At 73.7% G+C, this 25,785-nt stretch carries 22 protein-coding genes, 1 tRNA gene and 1 pseudogene; 14 read left to right on the top strand and 10 right to left on the bottom strand.

The genetic code is table 11. The features are described 5' to 3' along the window. The first annotated feature begins 61 nt into the window (after positions 1–61). The 10 genes and pseudogenes from rsmI (at position 62) to JEK78_RS08075 (ending at position 11,236) form a co-directional block, all read left to right on the top strand. A complete protein-coding gene (rsmI, locus tag JEK78_RS08120; RefSeq protein WP_200263433.1) occupies positions 62–919 on the top strand; it encodes a 16S rRNA (cytidine(1402)-2'-O)-methyltransferase in 858 nt (285 codons plus the stop codon). 222 nt (positions 920–1,141) lie between these two features. After that, on the top strand, positions 1,142–1,510 hold the full coding sequence (locus JEK78_RS08115; protein WP_200263432.1) for a hypothetical protein: 369 nt from the start codon (positions 1,142–1,144) through the stop codon (positions 1,508–1,510). Positions 1,511–1,569: 59 nt separating this feature from the next. After that, positions 1,570–2,466, top strand: a complete 897-nt coding sequence (locus JEK78_RS08110; RefSeq protein WP_200263431.1) for a TatD family hydrolase — start codon at positions 1,570–1,572, stop codon at positions 2,464–2,466. Between the two features lie 561 nt (positions 2,467–3,027). Next, a pseudogene (locus JEK78_RS08105) lies at positions 3,028–4,167 on the top strand (ubiquitin-like domain-containing protein); the annotation flags it as partial. A 59-nt stretch (positions 4,168–4,226) separates the two neighbouring features. After that, the gene (gene rsmA, locus JEK78_RS08100) at positions 4,227–5,114 is read left to right on the top strand and encodes a 16S rRNA (adenine(1518)-N(6)/adenine(1519)-N(6))-dimethyltransferase RsmA (protein ID WP_200263429.1); all 888 of its coding nucleotides are present in this window, start codon (positions 4,227–4,229) and stop codon (positions 5,112–5,114) included. After that, positions 5,111–6,004: a 4-(cytidine 5'-diphospho)-2-C-methyl-D-erythritol kinase gene (locus tag JEK78_RS08095; RefSeq protein WP_200263428.1), complete on the top strand. Its 894-nt coding sequence runs from the start codon at positions 5,111–5,113 to the stop codon at positions 6,002–6,004. The genes rsmA and JEK78_RS08095 overlap by 4 nt, the downstream gene beginning before the upstream one ends. 118 nt (positions 6,005–6,122) lie before the next feature. Then, positions 6,123–7,946 (top strand): ABC-F family ATP-binding cassette domain-containing protein, encoded by a 1,824-nt coding sequence (locus JEK78_RS08090; RefSeq protein ID WP_200263427.1) that lies wholly within the window; start codon positions 6,123–6,125, stop codon positions 7,944–7,946. A gap of 227 nt (positions 7,947–8,173) precedes the next feature. Further along, complete coding sequence (locus tag JEK78_RS08085; RefSeq protein WP_200263426.1) at positions 8,174–8,881, top strand: response regulator transcription factor; 708 nt, start codon at positions 8,174–8,176, stop codon at positions 8,879–8,881. A 127-nt stretch (positions 8,882–9,008) separates the two neighbouring features. Further along, entirely contained in the window at positions 9,009–9,977 is a 969-nt protein-coding gene (gene galE / locus JEK78_RS08080; protein ID WP_200263425.1) for a UDP-glucose 4-epimerase GalE, read from the top strand. A 482-nt stretch (positions 9,978–10,459) separates the two neighbouring features. Next, positions 10,460–11,236, top strand: coding sequence for a response regulator transcription factor (locus tag JEK78_RS08075; protein ID WP_200263424.1), 777 nt, complete (start codon positions 10,460–10,462; stop codon positions 11,234–11,236). Here JEK78_RS08075 and JEK78_RS08070 read toward each other — a convergent pair. Further along, on the bottom strand, positions 11,195–11,692 hold the full coding sequence (locus tag JEK78_RS08070; protein ID WP_200263423.1) for a MarR family transcriptional regulator: 498 nt from the start codon (positions 11,690–11,692) through the stop codon (positions 11,195–11,197). The genes JEK78_RS08075 and JEK78_RS08070 overlap by 42 nt on opposite strands. A gap of 104 nt (positions 11,693–11,796) precedes the next feature. Here JEK78_RS08070 and JEK78_RS08065 point away from each other — a divergent pair, with 104 nt between their 5' ends. Continuing rightward, positions 11,797–12,627, top strand: a complete 831-nt coding sequence (locus JEK78_RS08065; protein ID WP_200263422.1) for a trans-aconitate 2-methyltransferase — start codon at positions 11,797–11,799, stop codon at positions 12,625–12,627. An 81-nt stretch (positions 12,628–12,708) separates the two neighbouring features. On the opposite strand, the gene JEK78_RS08060 is transcribed toward JEK78_RS08065, so the two are convergent. Together JEK78_RS08060 and JEK78_RS08055 are read right to left on the bottom strand one after the other, a co-directional pair. After that, entirely contained in the window at positions 12,709–13,383 is a 675-nt protein-coding gene (locus JEK78_RS08060; protein ID WP_200263421.1) for a TetR/AcrR family transcriptional regulator, read from the bottom strand. Further along, entirely contained in the window at positions 13,380–14,390 is a 1,011-nt protein-coding gene (locus tag JEK78_RS08055; protein ID WP_200263420.1) for a fatty acid desaturase, read from the bottom strand. The genes JEK78_RS08060 and JEK78_RS08055 overlap by 4 nt, the downstream gene beginning before the upstream one ends. A gap of 332 nt (positions 14,391–14,722) precedes the next feature. Here JEK78_RS08055 and ppc point away from each other — a divergent pair, with 332 nt between their 5' ends. Continuing rightward, positions 14,723–17,458: a phosphoenolpyruvate carboxylase gene (ppc, locus tag JEK78_RS08050; RefSeq protein WP_200263419.1), complete on the top strand. Its 2,736-nt coding sequence runs from the start codon at positions 14,723–14,725 to the stop codon at positions 17,456–17,458. A gap of 86 nt (positions 17,459–17,544) precedes the next feature. Here ppc and pth read toward each other — a convergent pair whose 3' ends face one another. From pth to JEK78_RS08025, 5 genes are all read right to left on the bottom strand, one after another. After that, entirely contained in the window at positions 17,545–18,162 is a 618-nt protein-coding gene (pth, locus tag JEK78_RS08045; RefSeq protein WP_200263418.1) for an aminoacyl-tRNA hydrolase, read from the bottom strand. Positions 18,163–18,235: 73 nt separating this feature from the next. Then, on the bottom strand, positions 18,236–18,823 hold the full coding sequence (locus JEK78_RS08040) for a 50S ribosomal protein L25/general stress protein Ctc (protein ID WP_200263417.1): 588 nt from the start codon (positions 18,821–18,823) through the stop codon (positions 18,236–18,238). A gap of 202 nt (positions 18,824–19,025) precedes the next feature. Beyond that, a complete protein-coding gene (locus JEK78_RS08035) occupies positions 19,026–20,000 on the bottom strand; it encodes a ribose-phosphate diphosphokinase (RefSeq protein WP_200263416.1) in 975 nt (324 codons plus the stop codon). A 109-nt stretch (positions 20,001–20,109) separates the two neighbouring features. Next, positions 20,110–21,558 carry a bifunctional UDP-N-acetylglucosamine diphosphorylase/glucosamine-1-phosphate N-acetyltransferase GlmU gene (gene glmU / locus JEK78_RS08030; protein ID WP_200263415.1) on the bottom strand — a complete coding sequence of 483 codons (1,449 nt, stop codon included), beginning with the start codon at positions 21,556–21,558 and terminating at the stop codon, positions 20,110–20,112. 116 nt (positions 21,559–21,674) lie between these two features. After that, a tRNA-Gln gene (locus JEK78_RS08025) sits at positions 21,675–21,751 on the bottom strand. 180 nt (positions 21,752–21,931) lie between these two features. Between JEK78_RS08025 and JEK78_RS08020 the strand changes: the two genes are divergently transcribed. After that, entirely contained in the window at positions 21,932–23,254 is a 1,323-nt protein-coding gene (locus JEK78_RS08020) for a histidine kinase (protein WP_200263414.1), read from the top strand. Positions 23,255–23,415: 161 nt separating this feature from the next. Here JEK78_RS08020 and JEK78_RS08015 read toward each other — a convergent pair whose 3' ends face one another. Together JEK78_RS08015 and JEK78_RS08010 are read right to left on the bottom strand one after the other, a co-directional pair. Then, positions 23,416–23,910: an SUKH-3 domain-containing protein gene (locus JEK78_RS08015; protein WP_200263413.1), complete on the bottom strand. Its 495-nt coding sequence runs from the start codon at positions 23,908–23,910 to the stop codon at positions 23,416–23,418. Between the two features lie 36 nt (positions 23,911–23,946). Further along, a complete protein-coding gene (locus JEK78_RS08010) occupies positions 23,947–24,510 on the bottom strand; it encodes a YwqJ-related putative deaminase (RefSeq protein WP_200263412.1) in 564 nt (187 codons plus the stop codon). 254 nt (positions 24,511–24,764) lie between these two features. On the opposite strand from JEK78_RS08010, the gene JEK78_RS08005 reads away from it, so the two are divergent. Next, positions 24,765–25,784, top strand: a complete 1,020-nt coding sequence (locus JEK78_RS08005) for an SMI1/KNR4 family protein (protein WP_200263411.1) — start codon at positions 24,765–24,767, stop codon at positions 25,782–25,784. Position 25,785 lies beyond the last annotated feature (1 nt).

Below are 25,785 nucleotides of genomic sequence, written 5' to 3'. Positions count from 1 at the left end.
CCCGCGCGTCCCGCCCTCGCCCCGGCGGGGCAGGTCGAGGGGGTCCTGCGAGGATGGGGCGGTGACAGTCGAATCCGGAACCCTCGTCCTCGCCGGCACCCCCATCGGCAGCGTCGCCGACGCCCCGCCGCGGCTCGCCGAGGAGCTGGCCGGCGCCGATGTCGTCGCCGCCGAGGACACCCGGCGGTTGCGGCGGCTCGCGCAGGCGCTCGGCGTCGCCCTCGGCGGACGGGTGGTCTCCTACTTCGAGGGCAACGAGGCGGCCCGGACCCCGGAGCTGGTCGAGGAGCTGACCGACGGGGCCCGGGTGCTGCTGGTGACCGACGCCGGCATGCCGTCGGTGTCCGACCCGGGATATCGGCTCGTCGCCGCGGCCGTCGAGCGTGACATCCGGGTCACGGCCGTCCCCGGCCCGTCCGCCGTGCTGACGGCCCTCGCCCTGTCCGGTCTGCCCGTCGACCGGTTCTGCTTCGAGGGCTTCCCGCCCCGCAAGGCCGGCGAGCGGCGCTCGCGGTTCGCCGAGGTCGCCGCGGAGCGCCGCACCCTGGTCTACTTCGAGGCCCCTCACCGGCTGGGCGACACCCTCGCGGCGATGGCCGAGGCGTTTGGCCCGGGGCGGCGGGCGGCGGTGTGCCGGGAGCTGACCAAGACCTACGAGGAGGTCCGGCGTGGCCCGCTCGGCGAGTTGGCCGCCTGGGCCGCCGACGGGGTGCGCGGGGAGATCACCGTGGTCGTCGAGGGGGCCCCGGACACCGGGCCGGAGGACGTGGACGACGCCGAGCTGGCCCGGCGCGTGCGGGGGCGCGAGGAGGCGGGCGAGCGGCGCAAGGAGGCCATCGCCGCGGTGGCGGCCGAGGCGGGGTTGCCGAAGCGGCGGGTGTTCGACGCGGTCGTGGCCGCCAAGCGGACGGCGCCCTGACGACCGTGCGAGCGGCCGGAGCGAGCGGCCCCGAGCCCCGGGATCGGGGTGTTCCCCGAGGTCGTCCGGCCATGGTCGGGTAAAGCCGAGGGGGTTCGGGGCAAGAGTCTCCCAAGATCCGTCCAACAGTCGACAGGTCGCGTGCCGGCGCCCCCACGCGGGTGTCCACTGAGGGGGCGGAGACGCACCCGTCCCCGCTTCCTTCGACCCAAGGGAGCTGGTATGAGCGACATCACAGGACGGCCCGAACTGCGAGCCGCGGCCATCGCCGTCGTCCACGAGTCGTACTCCTTCGCCTGTATGCGCTGCGGTCACGGCTGGGAGCAGTCGTACGACATCGAGCACCACACGGACGTCGAGGGCAGGGAGTTCGTGCGGTACCTGACGGGAGGCGCGATCGTGCCCTCCCCGCTGAGCCGGCCCGCCTGCCGCAGGTGCGAGGGCCACGTCGTGCGCATCATGCGCCCCGGCCGAGTGGCCGGTGCCCGCCGCGCCGGCCACCGGGTGGCCCGCGTGCCCGCGCAGGCCGAGCCCCGACGGAACCGCCGTCTGCCGGGCCTGCTGCACGCCCTCCACCTGCGGCGCGGCTGAACCGAGGGGTCTGCCGCCGCCGAGGACGGGGGGGTCCGGTCCTTCCGTAGGATCGGCGCATGCCTGCCTCCTCCGCCGACCGCTCCGTCCCGCCTCCGCCGCCCGAGCCCCTGAGGGTGCCGGTCGCCGATTCGCACACCCATCTCGACCTGCAAGCCGGTACCGTCGAGGAGGGTCTGGCCAAGGCGGCGGCGGTCGGTGTCACCACCGTCGTCCAGGTGGGCTGCGACGTCCCCGGATCCCGCTGGGCGGCCGAGACGGCGGCGGCCCATCCGGGAGTCGTCCACGCCACCGTCGCCCTGCATCCCAACGAGGCTCCCCGGATCGTCCACGGCGACCCGCCCGATGCCGAGGGGGGCCGACCCGGGCGGGAGGTCCGCGCCCCGGCCGGGCACGCCGGACTGGACGACGCCCTGACGGAGATCGACCGTCTCGCGGCGCTCCCTTGGGTGAAGGGGGTCGGCGAGACCGGGCTGGACCACTTCCGCACCGGCGAGCGCGGCAGGGAAGCGCAGGAGCGGTCCTTCCGCGCCCATGTCGAGATCGCCAAACGCCACGGCAAGACCCTGGTGATCCACGACCGTGACGCCCACGAGGACGTGCTCCGAGTGCTCGACGAGGAGGGCGCGCCCGAGCGCACGGTCTTCCACTGCTACTCCGGGGACGCGCGGATGGCGGCGGTCTGCGCCCGCGCCGGGTACTACATGTCCTTCGCGGGCAACGTCACGTTCAAGAACGCGGGCTCCCTCCGTGAGGCGCTCGCCGTCGCGCCGCGAGAGCTCGTCCTCGTGGAGACGGACGCGCCCTTCCTGACACCGGCGCCCTGGCGTGGCCGGCCCAACGCGCCGTATCTCGTGCCGGTCACGGTGCGGGCCATGGCAGCCGTGCGGGGTGTCGAGGAGGACGCCATGGCCGCGACGCTGGCCGCCAACACGGCGCGCGCCTTCGCCTACTGAGCGCTGCCGGGTCGATGTGCCGCCGGGGCGGTGTGCCCCGGGAGAGGGCGCCGGTCGGGGTCCTCGGCCTGGCGTCGCGCCTCGGGCGGGGGCGAGTGGTCCGGGCGCCGCGCGGGTGGCCGTCCGTCCGCGCGCACGGCCACGCCGCGTGGTCGCGTCGCTTGGGAGAGTCACGGCCGCTGGGCTAGGTTCGGGTCGCGCGAACCGGAACCCTCTGTACCGCTGGAGCGTGACATGGTGAGCAGTCCGCAGTCCGAGCCGCCCGGGTGGGTCCCCCCGCACGGCAGGGGCACCCCCCGCAGGCCGGACGCCTGGCAGCCGTCCGGCGCGTGGCCCCGTCCGGGGGACGCGTTCGGCGACGCCCCGCCTCGGACGCCCCACCCGGGCCGGCGGTCCGGCCGGGACGGCGCCGGGCACCCCGCCACCGTCTCCCCGGGTGTCGACACGGCGCCCTCGACCCACCCGGACGGAACGCCGTGCGCGCCCCCGTCCGACGGCCCCCCGGCCCCGCCGTGTCGCCCACCCGGGGCTTCCCCGTCCCCGGTGTCCGCCGAGCCCGTGGGGCGCGCGGCGCGGCGACGGGCCGCCCGTGCCCGGGGACGGGGGGAACGCGGCGCGGTGCGCCGGTTCCTGCCGCGGGCGTTGGTCGTGGCCTGCCTGGCGGGCGGGACCTCCGCGTTCGTCGCCGAGGACAAGCGGGTGGAGCTGACCGTGGACGGCGAGTCCCGGGTGCTGCGCACCTTCGCCGACGACGTGGGCGAACTCCTCGCCGAGGAGGGGGTCGTCCTCGGTGCCCACGACCGCCCCGACCCCTCTCCCGAGACCCGGTTGACCCACGGCGGCCGGGTCTCGGTCCGACACGGGCGCCCGGTGCGACTCACTCTCGACGGCCGGCGCAGCAGCGAGTGGACCACGGCGGAGACCGTCGAGGGCGCACTGCGACAGCTCGGTGTCCGCGCGGACGGCGCGCACCTGTCCGCCTCCCGTTCCCGACGCATCGGACTGGACGGCGTGGCCCTGGACGTGCGCACCGAACGCGTCGTGACGGTCCTGGCGGACGGGCGTTCCCGAGCCGTCCGCACCAACGCGGCGAGCGTGGGCGAGGTCGTGGCGGAGGCCGGGATCACCCTGCGCGGGGAGGACGCCCTTTCGGTGCCGGCGGACGACTTCCCACGCGACGGTCAGACGGTGACGGTGCTGCGGATCAGGGGGGAGCGCGAGGTCCGCGAGGAGGCCCTGCCGTTCGTCGTGCGGCGGGTCCCCGACGCGTCGCTGTACCGGGGCACGGAGGTGGTGGGTCAGGCGGGCAGGAAGGGACTGCGGCGCACGGTCTACACGGTGCGCGTGGTCGACGGGGTGCGGGGCGAGCCCCGTGAGGTGGGGAGCGAGGTGGTGCGCGAGCCGCGCGCCCGGGTGGTGCGCTTCGGGACCCGGGCACGGCCCACGTCGGTGCGCGGCGCGGACCATCTGGACTGGCGGTCGCTGGCCGCCTGCGAGTCCGGGGGGCGGCCCGACGCGGTCGATCCCTCGGGGACGTACGGCGGTCTCTACCAGTTCGACCTGCGGACGTGGCGGAGCGTGGGGGGCCAGGGCCGCCCTCAGGACGCGTCGCCCGCCGAGCAGACCCACCGCGCCAAGCGGCTCTACCTGCGTCGGGGAGCCAGTCCATGGCCGCACTGCGGCAGCCGGCTGCACGGGTGAGGACGGTCGGCGTCGGATCGCCGGCGTGGGCCGCGTCGGGGCACGGATACCCTTGCTTGGTGAGCAGCCCCATCCCGCCCGACGCCCTGCTGGGCCCCGCCGACGTCCGTGAGCTGGCTGCGGCCCTCGGAGTCCGCCCCACCAAGCAGCGCGGCCAGAACTTCGTGATCGACGCGAACACCGTCCGGCGGATCGTCCGCACCGCGGGCGTCCGACCGGACGACGTCGTCGTCGAGGTCGGGCCCGGACTCGGCTCGCTCACCCTGGCGCTGCTGGAGATCGCCGACCGGGTGACGGCCGTGGAGATCGACGACGTCCTCGCCGGCGCGTTGTCCGCCACGGTGGCGGCGCGGCTCCCGGAGCGCGCCGAGCGGTTCGCGCTGGTGCACGCCGACGCGCTCGCCGTGACGGGGTTGCCCGGGCCGGAGCCGACCGCGCTCGTCGCCAACCTCCCCTACAACGTGGCCGTGCCCGTGCTGCTCCACATGCTGGAGGCCTTCCCGACCATCGAGCGGACGCTGGTCATGGTCCAGTCCGAGGTCGCCGATCGGCTGGCCGCCCGCCCCGGCTCGCGGGTGTACGGCGTGCCGTCCGTCAAGGCGAACTGGTATGCCGAGGTCAGGCGGGCGGGTGCCATCGGGCGGAGCGTCTTCTGGCCGGCGCCCAACGTCGACAGCGGCCTGGTGTCGCTGGTCCGCAGGGCCGAGCCGATTCGCACGAGCGCCACCCGTCGGGAGGTGTTCGCCGTCGTGGACGCGGCTTTCGCGCAGCGCCGCAAGACGCTGCGGGCCGCGCTGGCCGGGTGGGCCGGTTCGGCCGCGGCGGCGGAGGCCGCCCTGGTCGCCGCCGGAGTGTCCCCCCGGGCCCGTGGGGAGTCCCTGACCGTCGAGGAGTTCGCGCGAGTCGCCGAGTGCCGTCGCGCCGTGTCCGAGGAGCCCGCCCCGTGAGCGTCACCGTCCGCGTTCCCGCCAAGGTCAACGTCCAGCTCGGGGTCGGCCCGGCCCGCGCGGACGGATATCACGACCTCGCCAACGTCTTCCTCGCCGTCGGCCTGTACGACGAGGTCACCGCGACCCCGGCCGAGGCGCTGCGGGTGACGTGCGCGGGTCCGGGAGCCGACCGGGTGCCGTTGGACGGCACCAATCTCGCCGCTCGGGCCGCCACCCTGCTCGCCTCGGCCCGAGGTCGCGCGCCGGCGGTGCACCTGCACATCGACAAGGACATCCCCGTCGCCGGCGGCATGGCGGGAGGCAGCGCCGACGCCGCCGGCGCCCTGGTCGCCTGCGACGCGCTCTGGGGCACCGGCGCCACGCGTGACGAACTCCTGGCGCTCTGCGCCGAGCTGGGCAGCGACGTGCCGTTCAGCCTGGTCGGGGGGGCGGCTCTGGGGACCGGGCGGGGCGAGAAGCTGACCGAGTTGGCGGTGGGCGGCGTCTTCCACTGGGTGTTCGCGATGGCCGGAGGCGGGCTGGCCACTCCGGCGGTCTTCCGGGAGTTCGACCGGTTGGCGGAGGGCCGGGAGGTGCCCGCGCCCGTCGCCGACCCGGCGGTGCTGGAGGCGCTGGCGGCCGGCGACGAGGACGCGCTCGCGGTGGCCGTCGGCAACGACCTCCAAGCGGCGGCGCTCTCGCTGCGTCCCGAGTTGTCGGACGCCCTCGCCGCCGGACGGGCGGCGGGAGCGTCGGCCTCGCTGGTCTCCGGTTCGGGGCCCACCACGGCGTTCCTGGCCTCGGACGAGTCGTCGGCGGCCGAGGTCGCGGCGGTGCTGCGGGCCTCGGGTACCTGCGAGGCGGTGCGGATCGCCCGGGGGCCGGTGCCGGGGGCCGTGGTGGTCTGAGGCGGGGCGGGCGGCCCCCTCGGGCCGGTGCCGGGGCGGGTGCGGCAGACGTCCGTGCCGCCCCCCGCGCCGCAGGGCCTACGCTTGAGGGCTGATCGTCCCCCCAGGCAGGAGTGAGATGGCCGTCAACCTCGTCAATGTGGAGAACGCGGGCAAGGTGTACGGCACCCGCGCCCTGCTGGACGGAGTCTCCCTGGGGGTCAGCGAGGGCGACCGCATCGGTGTCGTCGGCAGGAACGGGGACGGCAAGACCACGCTGATCCGGTTGCTGGCCAGGCTGGAGGAGCCGGACCGAGGGCGGGTCACCCACTCGGGCGGACTGCGGTTCGGGGTGCTCACGCAACACGACTCCCTCGACCCCGAGGCCACCGTCCGGCACGAGGTCATCCGGGACCTCGCCGATCACGAGTGGGCCGGTGACGCCCGGATTCGCGACGTGTTGACCGGACTGTTCGGCGGGCTCGACCTGCCCGGCTTCCCTCGGGGTCTGGACACCGTGATCGGCCCGCTCTCCGGTGGCGAGCGGCGCCGCGTCGCCCTGGCCAAGCTGCTCATCGAGGAACAGGATCTGATCGTCCTGGACGAGCCGACCAACCACCTCGACGTGGAGGGCATCGCCTGGCTGGCGGCCCACCTGCGCGAGCGCCGGTCGGCGCTGGTCTGTGTGACCCACGACCGGTGGTTCCTCGACCAGGTCTGCACCCGGGTGTGGGACGTGCAGCGTGGCGCGGTCCACGAGTACGAGGGCGGCTACTCCGACTACGTCTTCGCCCGGGCCGAGCGCGAGCGGATGGCCGCGACGGAGGAGGCCAAGCGTCGCAACCTGGTCCGCAAGGAACTGGCCTGGCTTCGCAGGGGAGCGCCCGCCCGCACCTCCAAGCCGCGTTTCCGCGTCGAGGCCGCCAACGAGTTGATCAAGGACGTGCCGCCGCCGCGGGACAGCGCCGAGCTGATGAAGTTCGCGTCGTCCCGGCTGGGCAAGACCGTCTTCGACCTGGAGGACGTCAGCGTCCACGCGGGCCCCAAGAAGCTGCTGGAGCATGTCACCTGGCAGATCGGCCCGGGTGACCGTGTCGGCCTGGTGGGGGTCAACGGCGCCGGCAAGACCTCGCTGCTGCGCGCCCTCGCCGAGGCCGCCGAGAGCCAGGGCGAGCGGCAGCCCGCCGGCGGGCGCGTCCGGGTGGGCAAGACCGTCCGCCTGGCGTGGCTCTCGCAGGAGGTGGACGAACTCGATCCGACGTGGCGGGTCCTGGAGGCCGTGCAGCGGGTCCGCGAACGCGTCGACCTGGGCAGGGGAAGGGAGATGACCGCCGGTCAGCTCTGCGAGACGTTCGGCTTCGGCAAGGAGAGGCAGTGGACGCCGGTCGGCGACCTCTCGGGTGGCGAGCGCCGCCGGTTGCAACTGCTGCGGCTGCTCATGGACGAACCGAACGTGCTCTTCCTCGACGAGCCCACCAACGACCTCGACATCGAGACGCTGAACCAGTTGGAGGACGTGCTCGACGGCTGGCCGGGTTCGATGGTCGTCATCTCCCACGACCGCTTCTTCGTCGAGCGCACCACCGACCGGGTGTTCGCGTTGCTCGGCGACGGCGCGTTGCGGATGCTCCCTCGGGGGATCGACGAGTACGTGGAGCGCCGCCGACGGCTGGAGGAGGAGGCCGTTGCCGCGGCGACGGCCACGGCGGGCAAGGGCCCGGCCGGCGGCGGGGACGGCTCCGATCGGAGCGCCGCGGACCAACGAGCCGCCAAGAAGGAGTTGCAGAGGATCGAGCGTCGGCTGGATCGCCTCTCGGAGCGGGAGAGCGCCCTGCACGCCCGAATCGCCGAGAACGCCACCGATTTCGCCAAGGTCGGCGAGTGGGACGCCGAGTTGCGGACGCTGGCCGCCGAGCGGGACGAACTGGAGTCGCGCTGGTTGGAGCTGGCCGAGGACGCCTGACGCGCGGCCCCGGGGCGGCGGATCCGGCCCTCGCGCCGCCCGGCCGGGGCCGGACGGGCCGGCCGGAGGGAGCGGGGGCGTGTCGCGTAATGCGGGGAATTTCGGCGATCCGGTGCGGTTCTTGCCGGTAGGGGCAGCGCGACGTCGAACAAGCGTGTAGCTTCCGGGCATTGCGGATGGTGATCAGGGACCGGTCGTCAGGGGCCGGGGGCTGGGGGGATTGCTCGATGGGAGCGCGGCTGATCGTGGTCGACGACCACCGGTTGCTGGCAGAGGCGTTGGCCTCGGCGCTGAAGCTGCGGGGGCACCGGGTGCTGGCGGCGACGGCGCCCGTGGCGGGCGCCGCCGATCTGGTGATCGGTCGGGCACCCGAGGTGTGCCTGCTCGGCACGGCGGCGCCCGCCGAGCCGGGGGCGTTCGCCCCGGTGGCCAGGATCAAGCGGGAGCGGCCCCAGGTGGCGGTGGTGGTCCTCGGCCCGGTGCCCAGCCCCCGGGGCATCGCCGCGGCGTTCGCGGCGGGAGCCGTGGGTTACGTGCGGCACGACGAGCGCATCGAGGGGGTGGAACGAGCGATCACGAAGGCCCGGGCGGGCGAGGCGGCGGTGGTGCCGGCGTTGTTGCAGGGTGCCTTCGGCGAGTTGTTGAACCCGTCCGAGCAGCCCGACGACGAGGGGCAGCGGCTGCTTCGGATGCTGACGCCGAGAGAGGTCGAGGTGCTGGTGCGGGTCGCCGAGGGCGAGGACACCCGGGTGATCGCGGCGGGGATGGGGATCGCGCCCTCGACGGCCCGCACACACGTGCAGCGGGTGCTGATGAAGCTGGGCGTGGGCTCCCGGCTGGAGGCCGCCGCACTCGCGGCGCGCACGGGGCTGCTCGACCGGGCCGGGCCTTCGCGGGCGGACGACCCCCCGCGTCCGGACGACGCCGAAGGCTAGTACCCGCGCGTGCTCAGCGCGCTCCCAGCTTCCCCTGGAAGGCTTGCCGACGTCCGAGCGGCCGGTGCCGGCGGACGTCGGCCGGTGTGGCATCGGTCGACCGAGTCGAGACCGAGGGAGCGGGCCGATGCGTGGGAAGTACCTGGTGACCGGCGGGGCCGGCTACGTCGGGAGCGTCGTCGCCCGGCACCTGCTGGACGCCGGACACGAGGTGGTCGTCCTGGACGACCTCTCGACGGGGTTCCGCGAGGGGGTGCCCTCGGGCGCCGGGTTCGTCGAGGCGGATGTCCGCGAGGCCGGGCGATGGTTGGATCCGAGCTTTCGCGGCGTCCTGCACTTCGCGGCGTTCTCGCAGGTGGGCGAGTCGGTCCTGCGGCCGGAGAAGTACTGGGAGAACAACGTCGGCGGCACGGGGGCCCTGCTGGCGGCGATGCGGGAACGGGGGGTGCGCACCCTCGTCTTCTCCTCCACGGCCGCGACCTACGGAGAACCCGAGCGGGTGCCGATCCCGGAGACCGCGCCGACCCGGCCCACCAACCCCTACGGCGCCTCGAAGCTCGCCGTCGACCACATGATCGCGGGCGAGGCGGCGGCGCACGGCCTCGGCGCGGTGTCGCTGCGCTACTTCAACGTGGCCGGTGCCCATCGCGGACACGGCGAGCGGCACTCGCCCGAGACGCATCTCGTGCCGCTGACCCTGGAGGTGGCGCTGGGCCTCAGGGAGACGCTGTCCGTCCACGGTGACGACTACCCCACGCCGGACGGCACCTGTGTGCGCGACTACATCCACGTGGCCGACCTGGCCGAGGCGCACCTGCTGGCCCTGGCCGCCGCCACGCCGGGGGAGCATCTGATCTGCAACCTCGGCAACGGCGACGGCTTCTCGGTGCGGGAGGTCGTCGAGGCCGTCCGAAGGGTCACCGGGCACCCGATCCCGACGGTCGACGGGCCGCGCCGACCGGGTGACCCGGCCGTCCTGGTCGCCTCGGCCGATGTCGCGCGACGGACCCTGGGCTGGGCGCCGACCCGGACCGACCTGGACGGCATCGTCGCCGACGCGTGGGAGTTCGCCCGGCGGGTGCGGCGTCCGGGCTGAGCGGCGGCGGGCCGGGCGGGCCCCGTTCGCGGGGTGGGGAACGACGAGCGCCCCCGGTCGGGTGGGGCCGGGTCGGATTCGCGATCGCGAGGGGTGTGACGCGGGCGTCGGCCCGACGGGTACGGGGCGGCCGGTTCGCTTCGCCCGCGCTGCCGAGGGGCGCATGTCGTCGTATCGAGTCGATTTCCGTCACAGGAGGTCACATCCGGCCCAGCCGTGCCGCGAACGTCCGTCAGTTCCGCAAAGGGTCTTCCCCTCTGCGGTGTCGTCCGTACTCTGATGAGGTGCGCCGGTGGGGGTCGGCGCCTTTCAGGGGCGAACGGCCGGGTGCGGCGCGGGTGGCGCGGCCCTTTCGCGTACCGCGGTCGACCGTACGGCAGGAGATCCGCGGTCGGTCGGGGGCACGAGGCCCCGGGGCCGGTACCGGTCGTCGTCCGAGGCCGAGCACCCCGGCTCCTCCGGAGCGTGGGGGAGGGGGTTACGTGGTGCGCATCCGAGTCCTGGTCGTCGACGACCATCGCATCTTCGCCGAGTCGTTGGCCGCGGCGCTGGCGGCCGAGACCGACGTCGAGGTGGCCGCGGCCGGAAGCGGCCCGGCCGCCCTGCGCTGCCTGGAACGGGCGGCGACCGAGGGGCGTCGTTTCGACGCCCTGCTGGTCGACGCCGACCTCGGCGCGGCCCGTGCCGCCCCCGCCCGGCCGGGCGCCCCGGTGCCCGTCCGCGACGGGGGCGAGGAGCGGTTCGCCGACGGCATCTCGGTCGTGGCGGGGGTGCGGTCGGCGCAGCCGCGGGTGCGGACGGTGGTGCTCGCGGCCAAGGACGACCCGCGACGGGCCGCCCTGGCGCTCCAGGCCGGGGCGTGCGCATGGGTCGCCAAGGACTGCTCGCTCTCCCGGCTGCTCACCGTGATCAGAGGGGTGCTGAGGGGGGAGACACATCTTCCTCCCGCCCTGCTCACCGGGGTCCTGCGGGAGTTGACCGCCGCCCGCAGGCATCGCACGGAGAGCGAACGGCTGGTGGCGTCGCTGACCCCGCGCGAGCGGGAGGTGCTGCGCTGCATGGTCGCCGGGCTGGGGCGCAAAGCGGTCGCCGAGCGGCTGTTCCTCTCCCCGCACACCGTCCGCACCCATATGCAGAACGTCCTGGGCAAGCTCGGCGTGCACTCCACCCTGGCGGCCGTGGCCCTGGCCAGGCGCGCCGGGGTCGGACCCGCGGAGCTAGCCGGGGACGTTGTCGAACGGCGCGGTCAGCCGGCGTAGCAGCGCCGCCAACTCGGCGCGCTGGGCGGTGGACAACTCCGCCAGGATGGCGCGCTCCTGGTCCAGGAGTTCGGCCAACGCGCGGTCGGCGCTGTCGCGACCGCCCTCGGTCAGCCGGACCAGGACCCCGCGCCGGTCGCTCGGGTCGGGCAGGCGCTCCACCAGGCCCTTCTTGGCGAGCCGGTCGATGCGGTTGGTCATGGTGCCGGAGGTCACCAGTGTCTGTGTGAGGAGCTGTCCCGGTGACAACTGGTAGGGGTGGCCGGCTCGACGCAGCGCCGTCAGCACGTCGAACTCCCACGGCTCCAAGCGGTGCTCGGAGAAGGCCAGGCGGCGGGCGCGGTCCAGGTGGCGGGCGAGGCGGCTCACCCGGCTGAGCACCTCGAGCGGTTCCACGTCGAGATCGGGACGCTCCCTGCGCCACGCCGCGACCAACCGATCGACCTCGTCCTCCATGCCGATCAGTGTAATGGTTGTGTCGACGTGAAGTCTCTTGACGTCGAGATAAAATGGTCTCCGGGGCGCACCCCGTGTCCCGCACGCCTCACCCGGGAGCCACCATGACCATGCCCTCCTGGAACGCCGGCCGGTACCTCCGCCACGCCGACCACCGGCTCCGACCGTTCACCGACCTGATCGCCCGCGTCCCCGACCTGCCCGCGCGGCGGGACGGGGGGCCGCCCCGCGTCGTCGACCTCGGCTGCGGACCGGGGAACGCCACCGCACTGCTGGCCGAGCGCTGGCCCACCGCCCACGTCACCGGCCACGACACCTCGCCCGAGATGCTCGACCGCGCCCGCCGCCACGCGGGCCCCACACCCGGCGGCGGGCGGATCGACTTCGCGCTCGGCGACCTGCGCTCCTGGGAGCCCGCCGAGCCGTGCGAGCTGATCGTCAGCAACGCCGCACTCCACTGGGTCCCCGACCACGCGGGCCTGTTCGACCGCTGGACCCGCCACCTGGTTCCGGGCGGCGTCCTCGCGTTCCAGGTCCCCGGCAACTTCGAGGCCCCGAGCCATCGACTGCTGCGGGAACTCACGGACACCCCGCGATGGCGTACCCGACTGGCCGGGCTGCCCACCCGCCGGGACGCCGTCCTCCCGGCCGTCGTCTACCTGGACCGCCTCACCGCCCTCGGCTGCGCGGCGGACGTCTGGGAGACCACCTACGCGCAGTTGCTCACCGGCGAGGACCCCGTGCTGGACTGGATGCGCGGTACCGCGCTTCGCCCCGTGCTCACCGCACTCGACGACGCCCCCGAGGACCGCGAGGCGTTCCTCGCCGACTACCGCTCGTCGCTGCGCGACGCCTACCCGCCGGGACTCCACGGCACGCCCTTCCCCTTCCGCAGGGTCTTCGCCGTCGCCCGGAAGCCGGCGGACCCGGTGTGAGACCGGCCGCCGCCCCGGCCGAGGCGGCGAGCCGCCCCGTCGGGGCGGCGGCGGGCGGACCCCCTCGGCCCGCGCCCCGCCTCAGTTCTTGCGGTGCCCGATCAGCCGGGGTCGCGGCTCCAGCCCGTCCAACCCGTGCCAGGCGAGGTTCACCAGGTGCGCCGCCACCTCGGCCTTCTTCGGCTTGCGCACGTCCAGCCACCACTGGCCGGTCAGCGCCACCATGCCCACCAGCGCCTGCGCGTAGAGCGGGGCCAGCTTCGCGTCGAAGCCGCGACTCTTGAACTCGCGGCCCAGGATGTCCTCGACCTGGGTGGCGATGTCCGAGATGAGGGAGGCGAACGAACCCGTCGACTGCGGGATGGGGGAGTCACGGACCAGGATCCGGAAACCGTCCGTGTACTCCTCGATGTAGTCCAGGAGGGCGAACGCCGCCTGCTCGCACAGCTCGCGCGGATGCCCGGCGGTCAGCGAGCCCGTCACCATGTCGAGCAGCCGCCGCATCTCGCGGTCCACCACCACCGCGTACAACCCCTCCTTGCCGCCGAAGTGCTCGTACACCACCGGCTTGGACACGCCGGCCTTCGCGGCGATCTCCTCCACCGAGGTGCCCTCGAAGCCCTTGGCGGCGAAGAGGGTACGGCCGATCTCCAGTAGTTGTTGGCGGCGCTCGGCCCCCGTCATGCGGGTGCGCCGGGTACGCCTCGGCCTGTCGTCGCTCGGAACACTGGAGTCGGTCGCCACGGCGTCAATCATGCCGCCTTCGCCGGATCCCTCCGCCGCCGGGCGGCGCCGGCGCCCTCCAGGCGGCGGGAGTCCACGCGGGAACGGGACGGCCACCGCACGTCGTAGGCCCATCCGGCCAGCTCGAACCAGCGGATCAGCCGGGCGCTGGAGTCGATCTGGCCGCGCTCCACGCCGTGGCGGGCCGAGGTCGGATCGGCGTGGTGCAGGTTGTGCCAGGACTCTCCGCAGGACAGCACCGCCAGCCACCACACGTTGCCCGAGCGGTCCCGTGACCGGAAGGGCCGTTTGCCCACCGCGTGGCAGATCGAGTTGATCGACCACGTCACGTGGTGCAGCAGGGCCACCCGGACGAGGGACCCCCAGAAGAACCCCGTCAAAGCCCCCCACCACGACATGGTGACCAGGCCGCCGATCACGGCCGGCAGCGCCAGCGAGATCGCCGTCCAGAGCGCGAACTGCCGGGAGACCGCGCGCAGCACCGGATCCTTCATCAGATCGGGCGCGTACTTCTCCTGGGAGGTCTGCTCCTCGTCGAACATCCACCCGATATGGGCCCACCAGAGCCCCTTCAGCAACGCCGGGACCGACTCGCCGTACCGCCACGGCGAGTGCGGGTCGCCCTCCGCGTCGGAGAACCGGTGGTGCTTGCGGTGATCGGCCACCCAGCGGACCAGCGGGCCCTCCACCGCCAGTGAGCCGGCCACCGCCAACGCGATCCGCAGCGGACGCCGCGCCTTGAACGCCCCGTGGGTGAAGTAGCGGTGGAAGCCGATGGTGATCCCGTGGCAGCCCAGGAAGTAGAAGAACACCATCAGGCCCAGATCCAGCGCGCTCACCCCCCACCCCCATGCCAGTGGCACCGCGGCGACCAGCGCAAGGAACGGGACGACGATGAAGAGCAACAGGGTGAGCTGTTCGATCGAGCCCTTCCGTTCGCCTCCCAGCGTCGCCGAGGGCGGGTCGGTCTCGTCGGGCCTCTTCGCGGTGTCTTCGAGCGTGTCGGAGCTCGTGGTCATGCGCGTCCCCTGGGGGGTCGAAGGTCGGTGCGGCTACCGTGCCGCGGGACGACACGGCCACCCTACGGTCGCGTAACCTACGGCATCGTAAGTATGGCAGCGCCTCGTCCGGCGGCAAGGGCCCACGAGCCGGCGCGTCCTCGCCGCCGCCTATCCTGAGGGCGGTCGGACAGCGCGGTCCGCTCTGAAGTGCCCCCGGACGGCCCGGCCGCCACGCGGTACCCGCCGCGTGCGACGCCCGCCCGGGCCCCGGACATCCCACCCGTCGCCCGCCGCCCCCACCTCGTCGCCCACGCGACGCGCCGGCGGACTACTGCAAGGAGCCGCTACCCGTGAGCAGTGCCGACGACCACACCACGACCACGAACAGCGCCGCCCTGCGCGCGGACATCCGCCGCCTCGGCGACCTCCTCGGCGAGACCCTGGTCCGACAGGAGGGCCCCGAACTGCTCGAACTCGTCGAGAAGGTGCGCCGTCTCACCAGGGAGGACGGGGAAGCGGCTGCCGAGTTGCTGCGCGGCACGGAACCGGAGACGGCGGCCAAGCTCGTGCGTGCCTTCTCCACCTACTTCCACCTGGCCAACGTCACCGAGCAGGTACACCGAGGTCGAGAGCTGAGCGCGCGCCGCGCCTCCGAGGGCGGGCTCCTGTCCCGGACCGCGGACCGCCTCAAGGACGCCGACCCCGCGCACCTGAGGCGGACCGTGCGAAACCTCAACGTCCGCCCGGTCTTCACGGCCCACCCCACCGAGGCCGCCCGGCGCTCGGTTCTCAACAAGCTGCGCCGGGTCGCCGCCCTCCTCGACACCCCGGTGGCCGAGGCCGACCGGCGTCGCGTCGACACCCGGCTGGCCGAGAACATCGACCTCGTCTGGCAGACCGACGAACTGCGCGTGGTGCGGCCCGAACCCGCCGACGAGGCCCGCAACGCCGTCTACTACCTGGACGAACTCCACGCGGGCGCCGTCGGAGACGTGCTGGAGGACCTCGCCGCCGAACTGGAGCGGGTCGGCGTCACCCTGCCCGACGACACCCGCCCCCTCACCTTCGGCACCTGGATCGGCGGGGACCGCGACGGCAACCCGAACGTGACGCCGCGGGTCACCTGGGACGTTCTCATCCTCCAGCACGAACACGGCATCAACGACGCGCTGGAGACCGTCGACGAACTCCGCGGGCTGCTCTCCAACTCGATCCGCTACGCGGGCGCCACCGAGGAACTCCTGGACTCGCTCCGCGAGGACCTGGACAACCTCCCCGAGATCAGCCCCCGCTACAAGCGCCTCAACGCCGAGGAGCCCTACCGCCTCAAGGTCACCTGCGTCCGCCAGAAGTTGGAGAACACCAAGCGGCGCCTGGCCGAGGGCACCGCGCACCGTCCGGGCCGCGACTACCTCGGCACCGGCCCGCTCCTGCACGACCTGCGCGTGGTCCAGACCTCGCTCCGCGAGCACCGCGGCGGGCTCTTCGCCGACGGCCGGCTCGCCCGCACCATCCGCACGCTGGCCGCCTTCGGTCTCCAACTGGCCACCATGGACGTGCGCGAACACGCCGACGCCCACCATCACGCCCTCGGCCAGCTCTTCGACCGACTCGGCGAGGAGTCCTGGCGATACGCGGACATGCCCCGGGACTACCGCGCCAAGCTGCTCGCCCGGGAGCTTCGCTCACGCCGGCCCCTGGCACCCACCCCCGCCCCCGTCGACGAGGCGGGCCGGCGGACCCTCGACGTCTTCCGGACCGTCGCGCGCGCCCTGGAGGTCTTCGGCCCCGAGGTCGTCGAGTCCTACGTCATCTCCATGTGCCGGGGCGCGGACGACGTCTTCGCCGCCACCGTCCTGGCCCGCGAGGCCGGACTCGTCGACCTGCACGGTGGCCGGGCCCGCATCGGCATCGTCCCCCTGCTGGAGACGACGGACGAGTTGCGGGCCGCGGACACCATCCTGGAAGACCTCCTGGCCGACCCCTCCTACCGACGGTTGGTCTCCCTGCGCGGAGACGTACAGGAGGTCATGCTCGGCTACTCCGACTCCTCCAAGTTCGGCGGGATCACGACCTCGCAGTGGGAGATCCACCGAGCCCAGCGCCGACTGCGCGACGTCGCGCACCGGCACGGTGTGCGCCTGCGCCTCTTCCACGGCCGCGGCGGCACCGTCGGCCGGGGCGGGGGTCCGTCCCACGACGCCATCCTCGCCCAGCCGTGGGGGACGCTCGAAGGAGAGATCAAGGTCACCGAACAGGGCGAGGTCATCTCCGACAAGTACCTGGTGCCCTCGCTCGCCCGGGAGAACCTGGAACTGACCGTGGCGGCCACCCTCCAGGCCTCCGCCCTGCACACCGCGCCCCGCCAGTCCGACGAGGCCCTGGCCCGCTGGGACGCGGCCATGGACGTGGTCAGCGACGCCGCTCACGCCGCCTATCGACGTCTGGTCGACGACCCGGACCTGCCCGCCTACTTCTTCGCCTCGACGCCGGTCGACCAGCTCGCCGACCTCCATCTCGGGTCCCGACCCTCGCGCCGTCCCGACTCGGGCGCCGGGCTCGACGGCCTCCGCGCCATCCCCTGGGTGTTCGGCTGGACCCAGTCACGGCAGATCGTGCCCGGCTGGTTCGGCGTCGGCTCCGGCCTCAAGGCGCTGCGCGAGGCCGGCCTGGACACCGTGCTGGAGGAGATGTACCGGGAGTGGCACTTCTTCCGGAACTTCGTCTCCAACGTCGAGATGACGCTCGCCAAGACGGACCTGCGGATCGCCCGGCACTACGTGGACTCCCTGGTCCCCGACGACCTCGCCCACGTCTTCGCCACCATCGAGGCCGAGCACCGTCTCACCGTCGCCGAGGTCCTCCGGGTCACCGGCGAGGAGGGGCTCCTGGATCACCAGCCGGTGCTGAAGCAGACCTTCGGCATCCGTGATGCCTACCTGGATCCGATCTCCTACCTCCAGGTCGCCCTCCTCAAGCGCCAGCGCGACGCGGCGCGCGGAGGCGAGGAGCCCGACCCGCTACTCTCGCGGGCCCTGCTCCTCACTGTCAACGGGGTCGCGGCGGGGCTGCGCAACACCGGCTGACCGGGGCGACGCGAGGGCGTGCGGGCCGTCGGGGTGGGCCGCACGCCCGCGCCCGCCCCTCGCCACCCGGCGGGGGGTGGGGCGCCTCAGCCGTTGAAGGCGCTCTGCGCCCGCTCCAGCCCCTCGGTGAGCAGGCACTCCACCGCGTCGGCCGTCCGGTCCACGAAGTAGTCCAGTTCCTTGCGCTCCGCCGACGAGAAGTCCCGCAGCACGAAGTCCGCCACCGGCATCCGTCCCGGCGGCCTGCCGATCCCGAACCGCACCCGGTGGTAGTCGGCGCCCATCGCCTTGGTCATCGACTTCAGCCCGTTGTGCCCGTTGTCGCCGCCGCCGAGCTTCAGCCGCAGGACTCCGTAGTCGATGTCCAGTTCGTCGTGGACGGCCACCACGCGCTCCGTCGGCACCTTGTAGAAGTCGCGCAGCGCCGTCACCGGACCACCGGACAGGTTCATGTAGGACATCGGCTTCACCAGTACCGCGCGCCGACTCGCCGGCCCGGGCGGCCCCACTCGTGCCTCCAGGACCTGGGCCTGCGCCTTTCCGTGGCGCTTGAACCGCCCGCCCCACCTCTCGGCCAGCAGGTCGGCCACCATGAAACCGACGTTGTGCCGATTGCCCGCGTAGTCCGGCCCCGGGTTTCCCAGAGCCGCGACCAGCCAGGGAGCGGTCTCGTCCGTCGTCAACCCGCCACCTCCTCCGTTCATACCATCCTCCACGCACGTCGGCCGCCGCTCCACGCGGGAGCGGCGGCCGACGCGATGCCACCGTGTCCGGGGATCAGACCTCGGTCGAGGTCTCCTCGTCCTCGGCCGAGGTCTCCTCGACCTGTGCGGCCAGCACCTGGAGGACGACCGCGTCGCCCTCCACGGCCAGCGACACGCCGGACGGCAGCGCGATGTCGCGGGCGTGCACGGCCGCGCCCGACTCCAGGCCGGCGACGGAGACGGTGACCTGCTCCGGGATGTGCGTCGCCTCGGCCTCGACCGGGAGGGCGGTCAGGACGTGCTCCAGGAGGTTCCCGCCGGGGGCCAGGTCGCCCTCGGCCACCACCGGCACGTCCACCTGGACCTTCTCGCCGCGCTTGACCAGCAGCAGGTCGACGTGCTCCAGGAAGCCCCTCAGCGGGTCGCGCTGCACGGACTTCGGGATCGCCAGCGCGTTCGGCGCGCCGTCGATCTCCACCGAGAGCAGGACGTTCGGCGTGCGCAGGGCCATCAGCATGTCGTGACCGGGCAGCGTGACGTGCACCGGCTGCGAGCCGTGGCCGTACAGGACGCCGGGAACCTTGTCGGCGCGACGGATGCGGCGGGCGGCGCCCTTGCCGAACTCGGTGCGCGTCTCGGCGGAGATCTTCACCTCGGACATGATCACTCCTCGTGGAATCAGAACGGACGTGGTCACCCGGCCACGAGCGGCCTGCTACGAAGAGCGCGTCGATAACGGACAGCCGGCCCCGTCGGAGAACGGGCGCGGCCTCCCTCGCCGAGCAACACCGGGGAGTGTACTCGGCGCCCGAGGCCGCGCCCAAAACGATCTCCCGCCGCCGCGAGGGGGCGGGATCCGTCCGCTACTGCTCGTCGAACAGGCTGGTGACCGAACCGTCCTCGAAGACCTCGCGCACCGCGCTCGCGATGGTCGGGGCGATCGAGAGAACCGTGATCTTGTCGAGCTCCAGCTCGTCCGGCGTCGGCAGGGTGTTGGTGAAGACGAACTCGCTGACCTTGGAGTTCTTCAGCCGGTCCGCCGCCGGGCCCGAGAGAACGCCGTGCGTGGCCGTCACGATGACGTCCTCGGCGCCGTGCGCGAACAGGGCGTCCGCCGCGGCGCAGATCGTGCCCCCGGTGTCGATCATGTCGTCGACCAGGACGCAGATCCGGCCGCGCACGTCGCCGACGACCTCGTGGACGGTCACCTGGTTGGCCACGTCCTTGTCGCGGCGCTTGTGCACGATGGCCAGGGGGGCGCCGAGCCGGTCGCACCAGCGGTCCGCGACCCGGACCCGGCCCGCGTCCGGCGAGACCACCGTGAGCTTGGCCCGGTCCACCTTGGCGCCCACGTAGTCCGCCAGCAGCGGCAGGGCGAACAGGTGGTCCACGGGACCGTCGAAGAAGCCCTGGATCTGGTCGGTGTGCAGATCCACCGCGAGAATCCGGTCCGCGCCGGCCGACTTCATGAGGTCCGCGATCAGGCGGGCGGAGATCGGTTCACGCCCGCGGTGCTTCTTGTCCTGCCGCGCGTAGCCGTAGAACGGCACGATCACCGTGATGGAGCGGGCGGAGGCCCGCTTCAACGCGTCGATCATGATGAGCTGCTCCATGACCCATTTGTTGATCGGAGCCGTGTGGCTCTGGATCAGGAAGCAGTCCGCACCCCGCGCGGACTCCTCGTAGCGTACGTAGATCTCGCCGTTGGCGAAGTCGAAGGCCCTCGTGGGGACGACACCGACTCCCAACTGGTGGGCTACCTCCTCGGCAAGCTCGGGGTGGGCGCGGCCGGAGAAGAACATCATCTTCTTCTCGCCGGTCGTCTTGATCCCGGTCACAGCACTGTCTCCTCAGAGGTCTCCCGGCCGGTGGCGCGAGCCCCGGGCCGGTGTGGGGTGCGGGTGTGCACTTATCACGGTACGCCCACTCGGAGGCACCGCTTTCCGGTCAGACTTCGGAGCCCGTCTCGGTCGACGCCGCCTCCGCCGCCTTCGCCGCCTCGCTCCCGGGGCGTTTGCGGGCCACCCAGCCCTCGATGTTCCGCTGCTGGCCCCGGGCGACCGCCAGCGAACCCGGCGGCACGTCCTTGGTGATGACCGACCCGGCCGCCGTGTAGGCCCCGTCCCCGACCGTGACCGGCGCCACGAACATGTTGTCGGAACCGGTCTTGCAGTGCGACCCCACGGTGGTGTGGTGCTTGCGCTCGCCGTCGTAGTTGACGAAGACGCTGGCCGCGCCGATGTTGGTGTGCTCGCCGATCGTCGCGTCGCCCACGTACGACAGGTGCGGCACCTTCGACCCCTCGCCGATGGTCGCGTTCTTCGTCTCCACGTACGTGCCCACCTTCGCCCGCCCGCCCAGCCGGGTGCCCGGCCGGAGATACGCGAACGGTCCCACCGAGGCGGCGGGCCCCACCTCGGCCTCGATCGACACCGTCGTGTCCACCCGGGCGCCCGCCCCGACCCTGGTGTCCACCAGGCGCGAGCCCGGACCCACCTCGCAACCCTCGGCGAGGTGGGTCGCGCCCTGCAACTGGGTGCCCGGGTGCACCACCACGTCGCGTTCGAAGGTCACCTGGGCGTCCACCCACGTCGTGGCGGGGTCGACCACCGTCACGCCGGCCAGCATCGCCCGGGTCAGCAACCGCTCGTTGAGCACCCGGCGTGCCTCGGCCAGCTGCACCCGGTTGTTGATCCCCGCGACCTCGCGGTGGTCCTCGGCCAGGCAGGCGCCCACCCGCCGACCGGCCCGACGCAGGATGCCGACCACGTCCGTCAGGTACTCCTCACCCTGGCTGTTGTCCGTCCGCACCTTGCCCAGGGCGTCCGCGAGCGACTCGCCGTCGAAGGCGAACACCCCCGAGTTGACCTCGCGCACCGCGCGTTGCGTCTCGGTGGCGTCCTTGTGCTCCACGATGGCGGTCACCGCGCCGGACGCGCCGTCCCGCACGATCCGACCGTAGCCGGTGGGGTCCGGTACCTCGGCCGTCAGTACAGTGGCCGCGTTCCCCTGCGCCTCGTGCGCCTCGCCGAGGGCGCGAAGCGTCCCCGCCGTCAGCAACGGCGTGTCCCCGCAGACCACGACCACCGGGCCCGCCACGTCGCCACCCAGCGTCTCCAGGGCCGTCCGTACCGCGTGACCGGTGCCGTTCCGCTCCTCCTGGACGGCGGTCCGCACGTGCGGGGCGATCTCGCGGAGGTGGGAGGCGACTTCCTCCCGCCCGTGTCCGACGACGACGATCAGATGCTCGGGCTCCAGGGACCCGGCCGCGGCCACGACGTGACCCACCAGGGAACGGCCGCAGATCTCGTGCAGGACCTTGGGGGTGGCCGACTTCATGCGGGTGCCCTCACCCGCGGCGAGAACGACGACGGCTGCCGGGCGATTGGCGCTCACGGAATGCCCTTCGGCTGTGGGTGCTCGGACGACCGCAGAATAGCGGGGGCCCTCGCGGGGGCACGGCCGCGGGTCCGCTCCTTGATCACCACGGGATCGCGCGGAGTGGGGCGCGCTGGCTCCCCCGCAAGGATTCGAACCTTGACCTGCCAAGACCAAAACTTGGTGTGCTGCCGGGTTACACCACGGGGGACGGCGCCTCAGACCATACCGGAGAGCGGCTCGCCCGCGGGAGACCGTCCGCCGGGCCGCCCGCGCGGACCGGCGTCCGCGGGCACGGCGCACCGGGTCCCTGAGACGGTCCCGGCGCGACGGGCCTCCGCCGGGACGACGTCCGCGAGCGCCTGCGGGGGGCGACCGTAGGGTGGAGGGCATGACAGCGGCGGGGGGAGATCAGGTGTCGGTTCGGGGCGGGCCCTGGTGGTGGGAGCGGCGACGGAGCGCGGCCCTGGACGTCGGACTGGCCGCCCTCTCGGCGCTGGAGTGCGGGGCGGAAGGGGTGTCCTTCGCGAGGGAGGCCGGGATTCCGCCGGTCGCGGGCGTCGTTCTCGGGATGTCCGCGGGATCGGTGTTGGCAGTGCGCCGGCGGTGGCCCGCGGCCGTGGTGGTGGTGGCCGTCGCGGTCACCCCCGCGGAGATGGGCTTCCTGTTGAGCGTGGTCGGGCTGTACTCGCTCGCTGCCTCGGAGTCGCCCAGGCGCGTCATCGGGTCCCTGGCCGCGGTGTCGCTGCTCGGAACGCTGATCGCGACGCTGGTGCGGACCGGCCAGGCGGCGCCCCGGGACCCGGTGCCGGAATCCTGGGTGGTGCCGTTCGCCTCCGTGACCATGGCCGTCGGACTGACGGCCCCGCCGCTGCTGGCCGGCCTGTACGTGGGGGCCAGGCGGCGCCTCATGGAGAGCCTGCGTGAGCGCGCGGACAGCCTGGAGCGGGAGTTGCAGCTCCTCGCGGAGCGGGCGGAGGAGCGTGCCGAGTGGGCGCGCGACGAGGAACGTCGACGGATCGCGCGGGAGATGCACGACGTGGTCGCCCACCGGGTCAGCCTGATGGTGGTGCACGCTGCGGCTCTGCAGGCGGTGGTCGGGAAGGACCCGGAGAAGGCGGCGCTCAACGCCGGCCTGGTGGGGGAGATGGGGCGCCAGGCGCTGACCGAACTGCGGGAGATGCTCGGGGTGCTGCGCGCCGGGGCCGGCGCGGCGGGGGCGGGAGCGCGGGCGTCGTCGGCGGTGGCGTCGGACGGCGTGGCGGTGGCCGAGGACGGGCCGCGCCCGGGGGGAACGCCGGCGGAGCCGCTGCCCGAGGGGCCCGGCCTCGACGACCTGCGCGAGTTGGTGGGGCAGTCCGCCGCCGCCGGGATGGCGGTGGATCTGTCGCTTCACGGCGAGCGACGGTCGTACGCGCCCGAGGTCGAGCAGACGGCGTTTCGGGTGGTTCAGGAGGCGTTGACCAACGCGCACAAGCACGCGGCCGGGGCGCGGACCCGGGTGCGGGTGGCCTACCGGTTGTCGGAGTTGGCCACCCAGGTGGAGAACGAGCCGCCGCCCGGCGTCGGTCCGGTCGGGTCGGCCGGGCTGCCGTCCGGCGGCAACGGCCTGGTGGGGATGCGCGAGCGGGTGTCCGCACTGGGCGGGGTCTTCGTGTCGGGGCCGACGGACGAGGGGGGCTTCCGCGTCTCGGCGGTGATCCCCTCGGATTGACCCCCGACCGTGCCCGGCCGGCCGGTGGGGGTGGCGGTGCCGGGGTCGTGCGGGGCGCGGCGGGGGAGCGGGAGGCGCCGGGGCGGATGCCCGCTCCGCCGGCGGGGCCCCCGCGTTCGGCCCGGCCGTGCCCGCCATCGCGCGATGCCCGGTGCGCGGTCTCAGCCCGCGACGAGCCGGGTCGGTGTGGTGCCGGTGAGGAGGGTGGCCAGGACCTGCCCGAAGTCGTCGCCGAGATACCAGTCCCCGGCGTGGTCGAGGGCGTAGCCCCGGCCCTCGGCGTCCATGGCGAGAAGGCCGTGGCACTCGGTGTCCGCGCCGAGGGGGCACAGGTCGGTGCCGAGGGCGCGACCGAGGTCGGCCAGGGTGCGGGCGAGGTGGAGGCCGTGCATGGGGTCGATGTCGAGGGAGAGCGCCGCCACATGGCGGCCGGGCTCGGTGGGGGCGATGGTGAGGCTTCCGAACTCGGCCCAGGCCTCCACGGCGGCGGGTACGACGGTGTGGCGGTGCCCTGCGGGCGAGCGGTGGTTCCGTAGCGCGTCGGCCCATGCCTCGGCGCGCTCTATGTCGCGGCGTCCGGGCCGCCATCCGGCCGCGCGGAGCGCGGCGTCGACGGCGCTGGGGAAACGGTCGGCGGGGGTGTGGTCGGCGTGCATCGGCCTCTGGATCGTCTGCGGTGGTGGGTCGGGCCGTCAGTCGTCGGCGACGGGGTCGACGACGCGGACGCCGAAGTGGGCGCTCAGGGCGGTGCAGGCGCGGCAGGGCGGGGCGAAGGTGCCGTGCAGCGGATCGCCGGCCTCGCGGATGCGGCGGGTGGTGAGCTTGCCGTTCCTGAGCGCCTTGCGGGCTTCGCCGTTGGTCATGGGTTTGCGCGAGGCGCGTTTGCTCCGGGCCGCGTCCGCGACGCCGAGGTGCCGGGAGATCAACAGGGTCTCGGCACAGCGGCCGGTGAAACGGTCCCTCTGGCCGGCGGCCAGGGCGTCGAGGAAGTCCCGGACGAGCGGGTGGAGGGGGGGTGGCGTGTCCTGGCGCGCCGCGGTGCCGGTGAGCGTGGTGCCGCGCACGGAGAGCGCGGCGGCGACGGTCGGGAGGACGCCGTCGCGGCGGTGGCGCAGGTCAGGGGGGTCGGGGGTGTCGCTGGTGCTCCAGCCGACGCGCGGGTCCCCCGCCGGAGGGCTCGCCCCGGGTGGGGCGCCCGCCGGGGCGTCCGGCGTGAGGGGATGGGGCCCCGTCTGTGTCGCGCTCATCGTCGTCATCCCCTCCTGAGCATCCCCCGGAGGTCACAGATTGCCAAATTCGCGGGCTCCTGGGAAAGCGGACGCGGTGCGACACTCCGCCGTATGGGCGGTGAGTCACGGCGGGGTGACGGCATGTCGCGGGGCGGGGTCCGGAGCCCGCCCCGGGCCGGCACCCGGGTTCGCCGGACGGCATAGGCTGTCTCGGGCCGCGGGCTCGCGCGGTGTTCCGGCGACTGCTGACAGGTGGACAGAGACTCCAGGGGGCAACTGCCATGACGACAGGTCGGCTCGGGGCGGAGACGCTTCCGGGAGGTCGGGACGGGGCGGGCACCGGGCCGCCGAACGCGGCCTACGCGGGTCAGGTCGTGCGTTTCCCGGACCCCGTAAGGGCCGCTCGCCACCCGAACGGGGTGCGGGTGGACGATCGGGGGTTCCCCGACTTCTCCCCCTACGCCAGGGTGGCCGCGGAGATCGCGGACCCTCCCGAGGGGTTCGGCATCGACGAGTTGCGTCTGACGGACTACGTGTCCGCGAACGCCGCCCTGTCCGCCTCGGGGCACGCGTTGTGGGACACCGTGTCCCCGGTGGCCACCCCGCACGGCTGGACCTGGCATCACGTCGTCGGATCACGGCGGTTGGAGCTGATTCCCGTCGAGGTGAAGGCCTTGCTGCGGCACCATGGGGGAATGGCCACCGCGAGGGTCGACCAGGGGAAGCGGGGGACGCGCCCCCTGCGGGACACCAGACCCGCGCACGTGGGGCTGCCGAAGTCGGGGACGGCCGTAGGCGAGCAGCAGGTGCAGGGTGTCGAGGAGGACCTCGGCTGTCGACTCCCCGGCCCCTACCGGTCGTTCCTGAAGGCGGCCGGCGGTTGTGCCCCGGTCGGGACGGCGCTGGACGCGGGGTTGGGGATCCTGCTGGACCAGCCCTTCTTCACGGTGCGCGACGAGGCGGCCGTCAACGACCTCGTCTACGTGAACAAGTGCCTGCGAGATCATCTGACCAAGGACTTCCTGGGCGTCGCCTTCGTCCAAGGGGGCCTGTTGGCGGTCAAGGTGCGGGGCGACCGGTCCGGTTCCGTCTGGTTCTGCCCCTACGACGACGTCCGGGACGCGGACCCCTCGTGGTCGCCGGCCGAGCGGGCGGAGCGTCTGCTGCGACCGTGTGGCGAGGACTTCGACGCCTTCCTGGCGCGATTGGCCGGTTCTCCGCCCGAGTTGGAGACGGTGGCCGGGCTGATGGTGGACGGTGGATTCGCGCGCAGGGTGCCGGTGGCACCCTCCGAGGGGTGAG

This window comes from Streptomyces sp. HSG2, assembly GCF_016598575.1.
Classification (GTDB): domain Bacteria; phylum Actinomycetota; class Actinomycetes; order Streptomycetales; family Streptomycetaceae; genus Streptomyces.
The sequence above is the reverse complement of the archived record's forward strand: the minus strand, read 5'-3'. Positions and strand labels throughout refer to the sequence as shown.